Raw genomic sequence first — 15,397 nt, forward strand, 5'->3', positions numbered from 1 at the left:
AGCCTTTCGAAGAAAATGCAATCGAGTGGTGGAGAGGGTGCCGCCGACCGGCATTCGGCCGGCGGCGCGTCCAATGCTACTTGGACGCTTCCTTGGCGTAACTACTGTTGACGAAGGGCGCGTAGTCGTCGAGCGCTTTGTCGATCTGCTTCTGGGCAACGAGGAACTTGGCGCTCTCATTGAGCGCCCGCACCGCACCGCCGCCAAGCCAGGTGTCGGATGCCTGCTCGTCGGCATTGGGGAACGACAACAGGTTGAGTGCGTCGACAGCACCTGCGCCATCGCCGCCGATCAGCTTGACGATGCCCTGCACCTGCGGCGAGTCTGCAGTCCATGCCGCCTTGTTCTTGTTGTAGTCGGCATAGGAATCGGCGAGCACCTTGGTGAAGGCCGCCATGAGCTTCGGATTTTCGGCGGCCCACTTCTTGTCGGCGACAAGGCCGTCGAAGGTCGGAACCGAGGCCGCACCGATGACTTCGGAGTCCGAGATCACCTTGCCGTTCTTGAGCAGTTCGGAAAGTGCCGGCGGCCAGACATAGGCCGCGTCGATGTCGCCGCGCTGCCAGGCGGCAATGATCTGCGGCGGCTTCATGTTGAGGATGTTGACTTCGCGCGGATCGACCTTCCACACCTGTTCGAGACCGACGAGCAGATGGAAATGCGAGGTCGACACGAATGGTACCCCGACATTCTTGCCCTTGAGGTCTTCGGGTTTTTCGATGCCCGAGCCATTGCGCACGACGAGGGCTTCCGACTTGCCGATATTGTCGAGAATCCAGAACAGTTCGAGTTCGACGCCGCGCGTGGCGGCGGCTGTGGTGCCGGTCGAGCCTATCACACCGATCGGTACGTTGCCCGAGGCAAGGGCCGTCGAGATGTCGCCACCCGAGCTGAACTGCCGCCAGTCGATGGTGTAACCAGCCTCCTTTGCGGCGGCATCGAAGCGGCCGTCGGCGATTGCAGTGACGAACGGCCCGACGATCTGCTGGTAGCCGACTACGACTGATGTTTCCGCGTAGGCGAGGCAGGACGTGAAGATGCCGGCCGCTACGGTCACGGTACCTACCAAGTTCTTGAAATGCTTAAAGTGTATCATCGTTACCCTCTTGTTTTGTTTGCCACCGGTTGTTCCGGGAACTTGCCGGCTTTGATGCCGATCTTAGTTCTGACCAACAGGGTTAAATGAGCCACACCCATTGCCTTATATCCAGATTGAAAGTTGAATGATTCCAGATTGAACGTGCGTGCGGGGAACCATGGCGCAGGCGACTGTCTCGGAGACCATCTTCTTCCTCGACCGGACGAGTCGCATCGGCCTGCAGGCCCAGATTCGTGAAACGGTGGTCTCCGCTGTGCTGTCTGGCCGGTTGCAGCCTGGCGCACAGCTGCCCTCGACCCGCAAGCTTGCGGAATATCTGAACATTTCGCGGATCACTGTGACGCTAGCCTATCAGGAACTGGCGTCGCAAGGTTATGTCGAAACCGCCAGTCGAAGCTCGTATCGCGTTGCCGGCAATCCGCCGACAAGCGGGCTTGAAGCGGCGACATCCGATACCGGCGCTGACGAGATCGATTGGTCGGCGAAACTGCGCAAGAGCTTCATCGTTGCCAAACAGATGCGCAAGCCGCTCGACTGGCGACGTTATCCTTATCCGTTCCTTTACGGCCAGATGGATCCATCGCTGTTTGATCTCGGCGCCTGGCGCGACTGCGCCCGGCGTGCCTTGGCGCGCGAGGATTTCGAGCTGATGGCCGGCGATTTCGCTGCCGCCGATGACGTGCAACTGGTCAGCTACATCTGCTCGCGCACGCTGCCGAGCCGCGGCATCCGCGCCACGCCGGACGAGATACTTGTTACTGTGGGCGCACAGAACGCATTGTGGATCGTCACCCAGCTTCTGCTGCGTCAGGGCACGCATGCTGTGTGCGAGAACCCTTGTCATCCCGACATGAGTGCATCGCTGAAGCTGAGCGGTGCGGATGTCACGGCCATAGACGTCGACAAGGAAGGCCTGCCGCCGGCAGCGCTGCCTTGCGACGTCGATGCCGTTTTCGTCACGCCCAGCCACCATTCCCCGACGGGTGCCACAATGCCGGTCGAGCGCCGGGCCGCACTACTGGCCGCCGCCGCCGCCGAGGACTTCATCATCGTCGAGGACGACTACGAGTTCGAGATGAGCTTCCTGGCGCCGCCGTCACCGGCGCTCAAGTCCTTCGACCGCAGCGGCCGGGTATTTTACATCGGCAGTTTCTCCAAGTCGCTGTTTCCCGGCTTGCGGCTGGGCTATTTGGTGGCGCCGGCCCCGGTCATCCGCGAAGCCCGTGCCCTCAGGGCATTGATGTTGCGTCATCCGCCCGGGCACCTGCAGCGCACGGCGGCCTACTTCCTCGCACTCGGTCATCATGACGCTGTGCTGCACCGGATGCGCGGCGAGTATCACAAACGTCACATAGTGATGGCCGAAGCCTTACTGGGCGAGGGCTTCGTCATCGCCGGTTCGTCAGCTTTCGGTGGAACTTCGTTCTGGGTTGAAGGGCCGGGGGGCCTGGATGCCGATCTCTTGATGAACGAACTCAGGCAGGATGGCGTGCTGATCGAATCCGGCTCGCCCTTCTTTCCCGATGCGGACGGTCCGTGCCGTTTCTTCCGCATGGGCTACTCGTCCATCCCGCGCTCCAATATTGCCGAAGGCGTTTCACGGACGGCCGCCCGTTTGAAACGACTGGTGGCGTCCTAGGGTCAGGACCTGTTAATTTGGATTGATCTGTGATTCAGGTTCTCCACGGAGGGTCTGATGGGTGATTTGTTTTTGCTAAGTGAGCGCCAGATGGCGCGTTTGTCGCCGCATTTTCCGTTGTCTCATGGCGTGCCTCGGGTGGATGACCGGCGGGTGGTCAGCGGGATCGTCTACGTGATCCGCAACGGCCTGCAGTGGAAGGATGCGCCCAAGGCCTATGGCCCGCACAAGACGCTGTATAACCGCTTCATGCGCTGGAGCCGATTGGGTGTGTTCGACAAGATCTTCGTCGCGCTGAGCCAAGACGGTCCCAGACCGGAACGGATCATGATCGACGCTACCCACCTCAAGGCGCACCGCACAGCGGCGAGCCTGCTAAAAAAGGGGATGTTCCCCGCCATATCGGACGCACCAAGGGCGGATTGAACTCCAAGCTCCATGCCGTGTGCGATCAAGCGGGACGGCCGATCATCCTCAAGCTCAGCGCCGGTCAGCTCAGCGACCACAAGGGCGCGGCCATGGTGCTCGAAGAACTGCCAGTGGCTTCCCATCTGATCGCCGACAGGGGCATCACCCCATGCATTCCTTCAAGCCGAAGCAGGAAGATACCGTTCCCCTACGACAAGGACATCTACAGGCAGCGTCACAGGGTCGAAAATCTGTTCGCCAGGCTCAAGGACTGGCGTCGCATCGCTACGCCGCGGCGTCCAGTTTGCCTAGAGAACCTGGATTCGAGCCAGGATCAACGGAGATAGAATTTCCGGTCAAATGCTCGAATGAATTGACCGGCACTGTTGTGCTGCGGCGCATCTCCCGGCGAAGTTTCGGAGGAACAATGAAACTAAGCAATGGCGAATCCCAGGACATATCGATCTGAGCGGATCGTACTTGCATCGAGCAGGCACCGTCCGCTGCCCCCTTTGGCTAGATTGCTTCTGCTTTGGAAACTGCGGCCCTAGCTGGTCGCTTGGGGCGGTGCTTCATTTTTCCAGCCGGCTAGTTCTGGTAGGTCATCAAGCCAGCTTTTCTGTGTCATCGAGGCATCCTCGGTCTGCGGTGCAGCTTCGGTGGCATTTTGAATGAGCCAGTCCACCCACTTCCGATAGGCAGCCGGGTCCAGTTGGGGCGGCAGCACCTTGGCCTTGGCCAGCATGCGTTTGCGGAAACTGACTTGCCTGCGAAGTTTGGTCGTCGTGAACTTGATGGCCTTGCCTTGGTATTCAACCGTCCAGCGCCCATCCCCATGGCTTGCGAGCCTATCAATGGTGAAACCGGCATCGACCGGCCTGTCCCGCCAGGGAAGCCCGATGGCATTCTTCCTCAGGTCGATAGCCCATCGCCGGTAGTTGGCCCCGGCACGCTGGGGCGGCAGCACACCAGCCTGTTCGAGTATCTTCCTTCGGAAGGTAGGCTGCTTCTTGATCTGGCCCGTCGTCAGTTCGATGCGATGCCCACGGAATTCGACGTGCCACCGGATCCTCCCGTTACCGAAATACTTTACCAGCCTGTCGATGACGAACTCGTCATCGCTAAGCGTCGCGCATCCCTGCTTGATGCTTTCGAGAATGTACTGGCTATCGGTGGGCATGACGCGGCCTCGTGCAGGACCTATCGGAAGCTTAGAGATTCAAAAAATCAAAGACCAATTTCCTCACCATATCATGATTTTTGTTGTGGAATTGCTGGCTGGCGTTCGTGAAATCCTTTCGAACTTTCTGCCTCGCACACGCTTTTTGCTGCTATGGCCGTGGTCCGGGCGTTCGATTGGTTCGCCGTCTCACCAGAAACTCAGCAAAACGGCGAACCTCGTGATCCCGTGCAAGCGCCGCGCGCCGCGGCCGACCTGCTTCTGTCCCATTCGGTGGCAGCGCGCGCTTAAGGGGCGACGCGACCACTCTTCTGCCGCGCCGCCCGGGCCCTTATGTCCTTCACTTCATTTCGGGGAACGCGTGATCGCGCGGTTCAGCGCCAGGAGATCGTCGTCGTTGAACTCGCCGCCGAACGCTATGACGGCGTCGATACCGATGTCGCGCCGCTTGGGCCCGAGTTCCCGGTCAGCGAGGGTCAGCGCGAGCTTGAGCTGATCGACGGTCAGCTCGGTACAATAAGCGGGGCTGCCGGTCTGGATGCGCCAGGATTCGTCAATGCCACCGACGTCGACCGCGTCGAAGCCGGTCGCTTCGACCAGTTCCATGGCGATTTGCTTCGCGCGCGCGTCATCGCCGGCGACCGGTACGGCGGATCGCCCCGCTTCGCCCTTTGCTTTGCCGTTCTTGCGAAGCGATCCGGCGAGAACGGCGTTCCAGGCCTTGGTGACCGGGCGCCCAATCTGCTCCGCCACCCAATGGCTCTCAACTTGTCCCCTGTCGAATTCCATCCCGCTAGTACTGCTTTGTGTCTCCCGGTAGTTGGGCCGTCTCCGCGAATAACTGCAACCCGAGAGGCACGAGAGGCGCGCCTATGTCCGAAATGAGTCTAACGAGATCGGCTTGGCGCTTCGTTCCGGTTTTGGCGAAGATACGGCTGAGGTGGGTCTTCAAAGTGTTTTCGCCGATACCAAGCGACAAAGAGCTCTTGGATGCGGTCAATCCGCCACCGATCCGCAAGAGGACGCGCGCTTCTGCAGGAGTAAGGTCAAACAGTGTCATGAGAACGGCCTCCGGGAGTGGGGAAGAGGACGTCGTGGTTGATACGAAGACTGCGGCACACGCTGGCCGGAAAGCTCCGCGCGCGGTTCCTTCAGTCAACGGCAATACATAGGCAACGGCAGGCTGTTGACCGGGTGCTGAAATGGGCAGCCCTATGCCGCGAGTGCCAAGTGAAGCATCTGCGCTTGCAGCACAGGCGATTGCGCCCAGTAGCGCGCTGGCTATCGCCGGGTTCTGCGCCTGGAGCAGGCCATTCTTGGAAAGAATGGGCCTTGCGCGGAAAACATCCGATCGGCAGCCCCATTCGCATGGAAGATTGCTCCGTTGGCGCCGGCATTCGCAATGCTGATCGAGGGCATCGACTGGCGCGTCGGAGCGTGTCTGGGGACCAGCGCTGGCCGGCTGAAAACGGTCTACCAATCGATATGGAAACTGCTGGAATCCTTGGGCTTTTGGGTTGTTTATGATAGCACCGGTCATGTTGATCGACCTCGACAATCTGCCGTCCGATCCAGCACTTTTGCAGCGTCTGCTGCGCGATATGGCGACTGCCGTCAGTTATCCGCTCCGATAAATCAAAGAACGCCCTAGGTGCGGCTTGGGAGGAACATCGGACAAGCCGGAGGAGCCACGGCTGGCGCACTTTGAAGCCAGACTGGTTCATCCAAATCTCCAACGTTGAACCAATTGAAATAATGGTTCTCAACGCTTGTTGGTTGAGTGCATCGGTTTATCGTACACTGCGCCGTATTTTGGGGAAACTTGCAACAAATCAGCCACGTGGTCGATTGCGGAATGGCAAAACTTTCAATACTGTCCGATAGCCAATGTGAACCTTTCATCATAATGATTACAAATTAGAGGCTTCCATGCCGCCTCGTGCCAAGACCGCCGCAAGCTCTGGATACGCCGTCGAGCGGTTGCGCGTTCTATTGGGCGCAGTTCCGTCCGATGGTGAACTGCGGTTGCCGCCCGAGCGGGAACTGGCGGAGGAAATCGGCGTCGGGAGGCGCGCTCTGCGCAGCGCGCTGGACATTTTGGAAGACGAGGGCCTCATCTGGCGACGGCAGGGCAAGGGAACCTTTGGCGGCTCTCAACAGGTTTCGAGCACGCTGCGCGTCAACAACCTCGCCGAATTCACCAATCCGCTCGAAGTTATGGAAGTGCGGATCGAAATCGAGCCGGTTTTGGCGCGCCTCGCGGCCACGAAGGCGACGCCAGCGCTGATCCAGCAGCTTGAACGATTGGCGGCAAAGGCGGGCGAGTCCAACGACACGGATTCCTGGGAGCTTTGGGACGGAGCGTTTCACCGCAAGATCGCCGAAGCCGCAGGCAACCAGCTTTTCATCCTTTTCATGGGCATGATCGATCAGATCAGGCAGAACGATGCATGGCGCCATTTTCGTGAGCGTACACGCTCAGCGGGGCGCACCACGCTGTCGATTCAGCAGCACGAAGCCCTGATCGAAGCAATTCGCCGGTTCCATCCCGCCGAGGCGGAAGCCGCGATGCGCGAGCACCTTATGTCGCTGCGCGCGGCGCTGATCGAAAAAATGTAGGCGGGGCAAACCGGCTGCAGACGAAGAACACGTCCGACGGGATGCGGACTTGGAAAGTTAATTCACGGAGGGAATGAAATGAATTGTCTAAAGAAAATGCTGTTGGCCGCGACCGTCATGGTTTCCGCCTCGTCGGCTTTTGCCGCCGACCTGCGCATCGGCTTGCAGGACGATGCCGATATCCTCGATCCACACCGCGCCAGGACCTTCGTCGGACGCATTGTATTCACCTCGCTGTGTGACAAGCTTTTCGACATCAACGAGAAGCTGGAGATCCAGCCGCAACTGGCCAAGGAATGGACGTGGTCGGCTGACGGCAAGGCACTTACCGTCAAGCTGCGCGACAATGGCAAATTCCATGACGGCACGACAATCGACGCCACCGCGGTCAAGGCCAACCTCGAGCGGGCCAAGACGCTGCCGGATTCGCTTCGTAAGAGCGAAGTTGCCTCGATCGATACCGTTGAAGTTGTTGATGCCACAACCCTGGTGATCCACCTCGTCAAGCCGGACGCGTCGCTGCTGTCGCAGCTCTCGGACCGCGCCGGCATGATCCTGTCGCCCAAGGCTTTCGAAACCGCCGATTTTGGCCAGAACCCGGTTTGCTCCGGCCCTTACAAGTTCGTCCAGCGTATCCAGAATGATCGCATCGTGCTGGAGAAGTTCGCCGACTATTGGGATGCGGCCAATTTCAACTACGACAAGCTTACCTTCATCCCGATTTCGGATTCCACGGTGCGCCTGGCGAACCTTCGGGCGGGCGATCTTGACCTCATCGAGCGTATCGCGCCTTCGGATGTCGAGACCGTGAAGGGCGATTCCAATCTGGTGTTCTATCCGGTCACCGGAACCGGCTACCAGGCTTTGACCTTCAACATGAAGAAGGGCGACAAGGACACGTTCCCGATCGGATACGACAAGCGCATCCGTCAGGCGTTCGAACTGTCGATCGACCGCAACGTTATCAACGAAGTTGTCGGGCAGGGCATCTTCCAGCCTGCCTATCAGCCGTTTCCGCCGACAAGCTTTGCCTATGACAAGAAGTTCGAAAGTCGCCAGCGCGACGTCGCCAAGGCCAAGGCACTGCTGGCCGAAGCCGGTCATGAGCGCGTGAAGCTGGAAATCGCCTTCGGCAACAGCACCGCATCACAGCAGGTCTACGAGTTGATCCAGGCCATGTCGGCAGAGGCCGGTTTCGACATCTCGCTGCGCCCGACAGAGTTCGCCGCGCTGCAGTCGGCGCTGAAGGAAGGTGACTTCGAAGCCGGCCAGAGCGGCTGGTCAGGTCGTGCCGATCCGGATGGCAACATCCATGGCTTCGTCAGCTGCAAGGGCAATCTCAACGATGCACATTTCTGCAGCGACAAAGTCGATGCGCTGCTTGAGGAGGCGCGTAGCTTGACCGATACGGCCAAGCGCAAGGCGCTTTATGATCAGGTCCAGGAGATCACCCAGGACGAGTTGCCGATCGTCTATCTCTACTATCAGCCGTGGCCGTTTGCCGTGCGTGCCAACATCAAGGGCTTCACCGCCTATCCCGATGGCATGATCCGTCTCAAAGGCGTTTCGACCGAAGGTTGACGTTCGTCGGCATGGAGCGGCCGTTCTCTGGCTGGCCGCTCCGTTGCTTTCCCGCTCCCACTTCAAAGTGCTTTTCCCATGATCGAGATCGTTTTCAGACGATGCATCGTCGTCCTGCCTACGCTGCTGCTCGTCTCCATGCTGGTTTTCGGCATGCAGAAACTTCTGCCCGGCGATCCGATCCTCACCATGGTCGGTGAGGATCGTGACCCGCAAACGATTGCGTACCTGCAGGAGAAGTATCGCCTCAACGATCCGATCCCGGTTCAATATGTCGCGTGGCTCGGGCAGATCATGCAGGGCGATCTTGGAATCTCGCTGCGCACCGAGCAGCCCGTTCTCAGCCTGATCGCCCAGAAGTTGCCCGTCACCATCCAGTTGGCCGCTTTTGCCATGATCGTCGCGTTTTTGATCGGCGTTCCAGCCGGCATCATTTCTGCGATACGCAAAGGCACTGCCACCGACTATGCGATCAACGTCGTGGCGCTTTCAGGCCTTTCAATCCCCAATTTCTGGCTCGGCCTCATGCTTATTCTGCTGGTGTCGGTTCAATGGCAATTGCTTCCGGCATCCGGCTACACCTCGCCTTTCGAAGATCTCGGCCAGAACCTGCGGACAATGCTGATGCCTGCCTTCGTTTTGGGAACAGGGCTAGCCGGGGTGCTGATGCGCCATACCCGATCCGCCATGCTCGGCGTTTTGCAGTCCGATTACGTAAGAACCGCGCGAGCCAAGGGGCTTAACGAGAAGACGGTGATCCTGCGGCATGCGCTGAAGAACGCTCTGGTTCCGATCATCACGCTGTCGACGCTGCTGTTTGGCGAACTTCTCGCAGGTGCGGTGCTGACAGAACAGATCTTCACCATTCCAGGCTTCGGCAAGCTGATCGTCGATGCCGTCTTCACCCGCGACTACGCGGTAGTACAAGGCGTGGTGCTCTGCACCGCTGTCGGTTTCATCTTGATGAACCTTATCGCCGACCTCCTCTACATCGTCGTCAACCCGCGCTTGAGGGATGCAGCATGAGCGCCGTCGCCTCAGTCCAAAAAAGCCCCTTCAGCCGTCAATTGTCGAAGTTCACCCGGAACAAGGCGGCAGTCGCGGGAGCGATTATTGTCGGCCTGTTCGTCCTGCTTGCGGTCTTTGCGCCGCTGATTGCACCTTACGATCCGTTTCAGACGAGCTTCACAACGATACGCAAGCCGCCTTCCGCCCAGTTCTGGCTGGGGACGGATGAGCTGGGCCGCGATATCTTCTCGCGCATGATTTTTGGCGCGCAAGCGTCCCTTATGGCCGGCGGCGTGTCGGTGGTAATTGCCGTCATTGTCGGCGTGCCGTTCGGGCTTTTGGCCGGATATTTCGGCGGCTGGATCGACAACATCATTTCGCGCCTGATCGACGCGATGCTGGCCATTCCCTTTCTGATCCTCGCGATTTCGCTGGCCGCGTTTCTGGGGGCCAGCCTGACCAACGCGATGATCGCCATCGGCCTGTCGGCAGCGCCCATTTTCGCGCGCCTGACGAGAGGCCAGGTTCTATCGGTGAAGGCGGAGGAATATGTCGAGGCGGCACAGGTCATCGGCCTGCGGCACCCGCGCATCATTTTGCGCTACATCCTGCCCAACTCGATCCCTCCGATCATCGTGCAGGCGACGCTGACGATTGCCGCCGCCATCATCGCGGAAGCAAGCCTCTCCTTCCTGGGACTTGGCCAACAGCCGCCGAACCCTTCCTGGGGTTCGATGCTGAACACGGCCAAGAATTTCATCTCGCAGGCGCCCTGGATGTCGCTGTGGCCGGGAGCCGCGATCTTTCTCTCCGTTCTGGGCTTCAACCTTCTTGGCGACGGCCTGCGCGACGCAATCGACCCGCGTGAATACTAAAGACATCGACAGACAGCAGGAACGACAAGCATGTTTACGACCCGACCGGAAATCTTGGGCACTTTTGGCGTTGTGACGTCGACGCACTGGCTCGCTTCGGCCGCCGGCATGGCCATGCTGGAACGCGGTGGAAATGCCTTCGACGCTGCCGCAGCCGCCGGGTTCGTGCTGCAGGTGGTGGAGCCGCATCTTGTCGGTCCTTCCGGCGAAGTGCCGATCATCCTGCATTCGACTCGCACCGGAAAGACCGAAGTGCTGTGTGGACAGGGCGTTACGCCGCAATCCGCGACCATCGAAGCATACAAGGCGCTTGGCCTCGAACTGGTGCCCGGCTCGGGCCTCCTCGCCACGGTCGTACCCGGTGCGTTTGATGCCTGGATGGTTCTCCTGCGCGATCATGGCTCGATGAAGCTGCGCGATGTCATGGAGCCGGCAATCCACTACGCCCGCCACGGCCATCCGCTTCTGCCGCGCGTTGCCAATACCATCAAGGACAATGCCGAATTCTTCGCCAAGGAATGGCCGACGTCGTCGGCGACCTGGCTACCGGGAGGCAACGCCCCCGAGGCAAAGAAGCTGTTTTGTAATCCTGTCCTTGCCGACACCTATCAGCGCATCGTCGACGAGGCGGAAGCAGCAGGCGGAAATCGCGAGGCGACAATCGAGAAAGCGCGCGACGCCTTCTATCGCGGCTTCGTTGCGGAAGCTATCGACCGCTTCTGCCGCGAGACGGAGGCGATGGACACCAGCGGACGTCGCCACAAGGGTCTCTTGACCGGTGAAGATATGGCCCGATGGAGCGCCACCTACGAAACCCCGCTGACCTACGACTACCATGGCTGGACTGTCGCCAAGACCGGACCGTGGGGCCAGGGGCCGGTGTTCTTGCAGACGCTGTCGCTGCTGAAAGAACTGGACATTGCCGCCATGAAGCCGGACGGTGCGGAGTTCATCCACACTCTTACGGAAGCCATGAAACTCGCTTTCGCCGATCGCGAGGTCTACTACGGCGATCCGGATTTCGTCGATGTGCCGATGAAAGCGCTGCTGTCCGACGCCTATGCCGCCGAGCGGAGGGCGTTGATCGGGAGTGGGGCGTCGATGGAACTGCGACCCGGTACGGTTCCGGGTTACGAAGCTCAGCTCAAGATGGCGATGTCGCAGGTTCGTTATGCTGGTGCCAGCGGCGATGTTGCGCCCGGCGCGGGCGAGCCCACCATGGCGCATCTGCGCACCGAAAAGCGTGGCGACACCGTTCATATCGATGTCATCGACAAATGGGGCAACATGATTTCGGCCACGCCTTCCGGCGGCTGGCTGCAATCGTCCCCGGTGGTCCCCGAACTCGGTTTTGCGCTGAACACACGTGCGCAGATGTTCTGGCTGGAGCCGGGTCTGCCCACCAGCATGGCGCCGCGCAAGCGCCCGCGCACCACGTTGACGCCCTCGCTGGCGCTTTACGAAGGCAAGCCGCGCATGGTGTTCGGAACACCGGGCGGCGATCAACAGGACCAGTGGCAGCTGGCATTGTTCCTGCGACGCGTACATCACGGCCTGAACCTGCAGGAAGGCATCGACCTGCCACTGTTCCACACCATGCATTTCCCATCCTCCTTCTATCCACGCGAGGCGATACCGGGCCGCCTGGTCGTCGAGGAGAGTTTCGGCCAGGAAACGATCGGCGCGCTCAAGGTGCGCGGCCATGATGTCGAGGTCGTTCCTCAATGGTCGGTCGGCCGTCTAACCGCCGCCGAGCGTGAACCAGACGGTATCCTGCGCGCCGCCGCCACGCCGCGCCTCATGCAGGCCTACGCAATCGGACGCTAAAGGCCATGCCGCCCGAACACCCAGATCGGGCGGCCTCCAATTGAAAGCAGAAACATGTTTGGCATTCCACTTTTTGAGTTGTCCTGGCTGGTGGTCGGACTGCTGGCTGCCGGCGCGGTGACCGGGTTGCTTGCCGGCCTGTTTGGCGTCGGTGGCGGCGCTGTCGCCGTTCCTGTTCTTTACGAACTGTTCCGCTTCATGGACGTGCCTGAAGAAGTGCGCATGCCGTTGTGCATCGGCACCTCGCTTGCCATCATTATCCCGACCTCCCTGCGTTCCTTCTACGCACACAAGGCCAAGGGAGCCGTCGACATGACGATTATCAGGAAATGGGCGGTTCCGGTCATCATCGGCGTCGCTCTGGGCAGCCTCATTGCCCGCTATGCGCCTGCCGATCTTTTCAAGATCGTCTTTGTCGTGGTTGCAGGCGTCTCTGCTATTCGCCTTTTGTTCGGCAACGACAAATGGCGCATCGCCGACGATGTTCCAGCAGGCTGGGTCATGCGCATCTACGGGCTCGTCATTGGCGTCCTGTCTTCGCTGATGGGTATTGGTGGCGGACAGCTGTCCAACCTGTTCATGACGTTTTATGGCCGCCCGATCCACCAAGCCGTGGCGACCTCGTCAGGGCTCGGCATCTTGATCTCAATTCCCGGAACGATTGGCTACATGTATGCGGGTTGGCCGCGCGCGGCTGAATTCCCAGACGTGACTGCCCTGCAGTTTCCGCTCGCCATAGGCTTCGTGTCGCTGCTTGGACTTTTCCTCTTCATTCCGACTTCGGTGCTCACGGCGCCGATCGGCGTGAAGCTTGCACATTCATGGTCCAAGTCGAAGCTCGAGATCGCCTTCGGCATTTTCCTCCTTCTGATCTGCCTTCGCTTCCTTGCCAGTGTGTTGTTCTGAGCTTCCGGTGAAAGATCGTCCAATGACCACACCCATCCTGTCCGTCACCAAGCTGCGCACGTCCTTCCACAATGACGGGCTATGGACGCCTGTCATTCGCGACATCTCCTTCGATGTCGCGCCAAAGACGACGGTGGCCATTGTCGGCGAATCCGGTTCCGGCAAGAGCATGACGGCGCTGTCGATCATGCGGCTTCTTCCGGGCGGCAATAGCAAGGTGGAGGGCAGCATCAAGCTTGCGGGGCGGTCGCTTCTCGATCTGCCTGAAAAGGACATGCGCAGCGTGCGTGGCAATGAGATTGCCATGATCTTCCAGGAGCCCATGACCAGTCTCAATCCGAGCTTGACCATCGGATTCCAGATTGCCGAAGCCTTGATTTGCCACCGCAACATGAATCGTGTCGAGGCCGAAGCTGAAGTCATCCGGCTTCTTGAACGTGTCCGTATCCCGTCGGCGAAGTCGCGCTTCAACGACTATCCGCACCGGCTTTCCGGCGGCATGCGCCAACGTGTGATGATCGCCATGGCGCTTGCCTGCAAGCCCAAACTGCTGATCGCTGACGAGCCCACCACCGCGCTCGACGTGACCATCCAGGCCCAGATCCTCGAACTCATCCAGGATCTGCAGCAAGAGGAGGGCATGGCCGTCCTCTTCATCACGCACGACATGGGGGTGGTAGCCGAAATTGCCGACCGCACCATTGTCATGCTGCGCGGCGATGTCGTTGAACACGGCGACACCGGTGACATTTTCGCAAATCCACAGCATGCCTATACGCGCTCGCTTTTGTCGGCCGTACCCAAGCTTGGCTCCATGACCGGCAAGACCCGTCCGCTGCGCTTTCCCGTTGTCGACCAAGAGACGGGAATCGTTGCTGAACCGGTGGCCGGCGCCGATACAGTCGACGTGGCGCGGCCGATCCTGGAGGTGAAGAACCTCACCAAATATTTCGATATACGCAAAGGCGTCCTGCGTGGCCTGACTGGCCGCGTGCACGCGGTCGAGAATGTCTCGTTCAGCATTCAACCCGGCGAAACGCTTGCCCTCGTTGGCGAGTCAGGTTGCGGCAAATCGACGACGGGCCGCTCGATAGTCCGGCTGACCGAGCCGACAAGTGGATCGATCCAGCTTGCCGGTGAAGACATTCTGAAGACTGAAAAGTCCTCGTTCCGCGACATGCGCAAGCGTATGCAGATGATCTTCCAGGATCCCTATGCCAGCCTCAATCCGCGTATGCGCATTGGTGAGAGCATTGCCGAGCCGATGATAGCCCATGCCACGGAAACGCCGAAGCGCGCGCGCGAACGCGTCGGCGAGCTTCTGAAGAGTGTCGGTCTGAACGGAGATGTCTATGATCGCTTTCCGCATGAGTTCTCCGGCGGGCAGCGCCAGCGCATCTGTATAGCGCGCGCCCTGTCGCTTGGTCCCGAACTCATTATTGCCGACGAGGCGGTCTCCGCGCTCGATGTTTCGATCAAGGCGCAGGTCGTCAATCTGATGCTCGACCTACAGGAAAGGCTGAAACTGGCATTCCTGTTTATTTCGCATGACATGGCCGTGGTCGAACGGATCAGCCACCGTGTGGCGGTGATGTATCTTGGCGAGATCGTCGAGATCGGCTCACGCGCCAGCGTCTTCGGCAACCCTCAACACCCGTACACGAGGCGGTTGCTCTCGGCGGTGCCAATCCCGGATCCAAGCCAGCGTGTCGACAAAAGGCGGCTGGTCAGCGATGAATTGAAGAGCCCGATCCGCGCGGTCGACTATCAGGTTCCGATCCGGACGTTCAAACAGGTCAGCCCCGATCATATGGTCCAGGAGTGGGGAGCGGAGTGGGCATAAATCCCTGGCCGTCTGACAGAAGCCGGGATGGGACACTCGTCGCGAAATGGAGTTCTCCCCGCAACGACGGCAATGGGGTCAGGTCACGACGCTGCTCACACCACCTGAATGTCGGCTATTGAAGGTTCGAGGCCCGAAGCCGCCAGTCTGGAACCGGCCCCAGACACGCCGGAACGAACCGTTGCCGCCCAAGCTGAGGGCAGGGCGGGCCGCCCCACTTCGACTGCGCCACGCCCTCACTCATACGGGCGCGCTTCTCCGCTGGCCTTCACCGCTTGATCTTTGCTAGATCGGCCTTCTGATTTTCAACGTTGATCCGAAAGAACCAGCACGGTAGCGACCGTGACAGGCTTTCATTCTTGCGACCGAGGTAGCGAAGATGAACAAGCCTTTTGTTTCGTTGCGTCCAGAA

The 15,397-nt window shown here is 59.8% G+C and carries 13 protein-coding genes; 9 read left to right on the forward strand and 4 right to left on the reverse strand.

Annotation, left to right across the window (positions count from 1 at the left end; translation table 11 throughout):
* Nucleotides 1–76: 76 nt before the first annotated feature.
* Nucleotides 77–1,096: a taurine ABC transporter substrate-binding protein gene (gene tauA, locus AC1RTB_RS25850; RefSeq protein ID WP_492882142.1), complete on the reverse strand. Its 1,020-nt coding sequence runs from the start codon at nt 1,094–1,096 to the stop codon at nt 77–79.
* Nucleotides 1,097–1,256: 160 nt separating this feature from the next.
* Between tauA and pdxR the strand changes: the two genes are divergently transcribed.
* Both pdxR and AC1RTB_RS25860 read left to right on the forward strand, forming a co-directional pair.
* Nucleotides 1,257–2,738 carry a MocR-like pyridoxine biosynthesis transcription factor PdxR gene (gene pdxR, locus AC1RTB_RS25855; RefSeq protein WP_492882143.1) on the forward strand — a complete coding sequence of 494 codons (1,482 nt, stop codon included), beginning with the start codon at nt 1,257–1,259 and terminating at the stop codon, nt 2,736–2,738.
* 57 nt (nt 2,739–2,795) lie between these two features.
* A protein-coding gene (locus AC1RTB_RS25860) for an IS5 family transposase (RefSeq protein ID WP_492882144.1) occupies nt 2,796–3,493 on the forward strand; the annotation gives its coding sequence in 2 pieces (ribosomal slippage) (nt 2,796–3,129 and nt 3,129–3,493; 699 coding nt in all).
* A gap of 200 nt (nt 3,494–3,693) precedes the next feature.
* On the opposite strand, the gene AC1RTB_RS25865 is transcribed toward AC1RTB_RS25860, so the two are convergent.
* The 3 genes from AC1RTB_RS25865 to AC1RTB_RS25875 form a co-directional block, all read right to left on the reverse strand.
* Nucleotides 3,694–4,326 (reverse strand): hypothetical protein, encoded by a 633-nt coding sequence (locus AC1RTB_RS25865; protein ID WP_492882145.1) that lies wholly within the window; start codon nt 4,324–4,326, stop codon nt 3,694–3,696.
* A gap of 345 nt (nt 4,327–4,671) precedes the next feature.
* Nucleotides 4,672–5,079 (reverse strand): NADPH-dependent F420 reductase, encoded by a 408-nt coding sequence (locus tag AC1RTB_RS25870; RefSeq protein ID WP_492882146.1) that lies wholly within the window; start codon nt 5,077–5,079, stop codon nt 4,672–4,674.
* Between the two features lie 40 nt (nt 5,080–5,119).
* Nucleotides 5,120–5,386 (reverse strand): helix-turn-helix transcriptional regulator, encoded by a 267-nt coding sequence (locus tag AC1RTB_RS25875; RefSeq protein ID WP_492882147.1) that lies wholly within the window; start codon nt 5,384–5,386, stop codon nt 5,120–5,122.
* An 869-nt stretch (nt 5,387–6,255) separates the two neighbouring features.
* On the opposite strand from AC1RTB_RS25875, the gene AC1RTB_RS25880 reads away from it, so the two are divergent.
* The 7 genes from AC1RTB_RS25880 to AC1RTB_RS25910 all read left to right on the forward strand — a co-directional run bounded on the left by AC1RTB_RS25880 (nt 6,256) and on the right by AC1RTB_RS25910 (nt 14,985).
* Complete coding sequence (locus AC1RTB_RS25880; RefSeq protein ID WP_492882148.1) at nt 6,256–6,945, forward strand: FadR/GntR family transcriptional regulator; 690 nt, start codon at nt 6,256–6,258, stop codon at nt 6,943–6,945.
* 78 nt (nt 6,946–7,023) lie between these two features.
* Nucleotides 7,024–8,526: an ABC transporter substrate-binding protein gene (locus AC1RTB_RS25885; RefSeq protein WP_492882149.1), complete on the forward strand. Its 1,503-nt coding sequence runs from the start codon at nt 7,024–7,026 to the stop codon at nt 8,524–8,526.
* Between the two features lie 78 nt (nt 8,527–8,604).
* Nucleotides 8,605–9,552 (forward strand): ABC transporter permease, encoded by a 948-nt coding sequence (locus AC1RTB_RS25890; protein ID WP_492882150.1) that lies wholly within the window; start codon nt 8,605–8,607, stop codon nt 9,550–9,552.
* The gene (locus tag AC1RTB_RS25895; RefSeq protein WP_492882151.1) at nt 9,549–10,409 is read left to right on the forward strand and encodes an ABC transporter permease; all 861 of its coding nucleotides are present in this window, start codon (nt 9,549–9,551) and stop codon (nt 10,407–10,409) included. Before AC1RTB_RS25890 ends, AC1RTB_RS25895 begins: the two co-directional genes overlap by 4 nt.
* Before the next feature lie 30 nt (nt 10,410–10,439).
* Nucleotides 10,440–12,236: a gamma-glutamyltransferase family protein gene (locus AC1RTB_RS25900; protein WP_492882152.1), complete on the forward strand. Its 1,797-nt coding sequence runs from the start codon at nt 10,440–10,442 to the stop codon at nt 12,234–12,236.
* 54 nt (nt 12,237–12,290) lie between these two features.
* Nucleotides 12,291–13,142, forward strand: coding sequence for a sulfite exporter TauE/SafE family protein (locus AC1RTB_RS25905; protein WP_492882153.1), 852 nt, complete (start codon nt 12,291–12,293; stop codon nt 13,140–13,142).
* A gap of 22 nt (nt 13,143–13,164) precedes the next feature.
* Nucleotides 13,165–14,985 (forward strand): ABC transporter ATP-binding protein, encoded by a 1,821-nt coding sequence (locus tag AC1RTB_RS25910; RefSeq protein ID WP_492882154.1) that lies wholly within the window; start codon nt 13,165–13,167, stop codon nt 14,983–14,985.
* The last annotated feature ends 412 nt before the right edge of the window (nt 14,986–15,397 follow it).

Source organism: Aminobacter sp. GW821-FHT11F06 (genome assembly GCF_058808215.1).

Excerpts from the sequence above, each read along its gene's own strand:
- tauA (WP_492882142.1), bottom strand. The coding sequence starts at position 1,096 with ATGATACACTTTAAGCATTTCAAGAACTTGGTAGGTACCGTGACCGTA.
- pdxR (WP_492882143.1), top strand. The coding sequence starts at position 1,257 with ATGGCGCAGGCGACTGTCTCGGAGACCATCTTCTTCCTCGACCGGACG.
- AC1RTB_RS25865 (WP_492882145.1), bottom strand. The coding sequence starts at position 4,326 with ATGCCCACCGATAGCCAGTACATTCTCGAAAGCATCAAGCAGGGATGC.
- AC1RTB_RS25875 (WP_492882147.1), bottom strand. The coding sequence starts at position 5,386 with ATGACACTGTTTGACCTTACTCCTGCAGAAGCGCGCGTCCTCTTGCGG.
- AC1RTB_RS25880 (WP_492882148.1), top strand. The coding sequence starts at position 6,256 with ATGCCGCCTCGTGCCAAGACCGCCGCAAGCTCTGGATACGCCGTCGAG.
- AC1RTB_RS25885 (WP_492882149.1), top strand. The coding sequence starts at position 7,024 with ATGAATTGTCTAAAGAAAATGCTGTTGGCCGCGACCGTCATGGTTTCC.
- AC1RTB_RS25890 (WP_492882150.1), top strand. The coding sequence starts at position 8,605 with ATGATCGAGATCGTTTTCAGACGATGCATCGTCGTCCTGCCTACGCTG.
- AC1RTB_RS25895 (WP_492882151.1), top strand. The coding sequence starts at position 9,549 with ATGAGCGCCGTCGCCTCAGTCCAAAAAAGCCCCTTCAGCCGTCAATTG.
- AC1RTB_RS25900 (WP_492882152.1), top strand. The coding sequence starts at position 10,440 with ATGTTTACGACCCGACCGGAAATCTTGGGCACTTTTGGCGTTGTGACG.
- AC1RTB_RS25905 (WP_492882153.1), top strand. The coding sequence starts at position 12,291 with ATGTTTGGCATTCCACTTTTTGAGTTGTCCTGGCTGGTGGTCGGACTG.
- AC1RTB_RS25910 (WP_492882154.1), top strand. The coding sequence starts at position 13,165 with ATGACCACACCCATCCTGTCCGTCACCAAGCTGCGCACGTCCTTCCAC.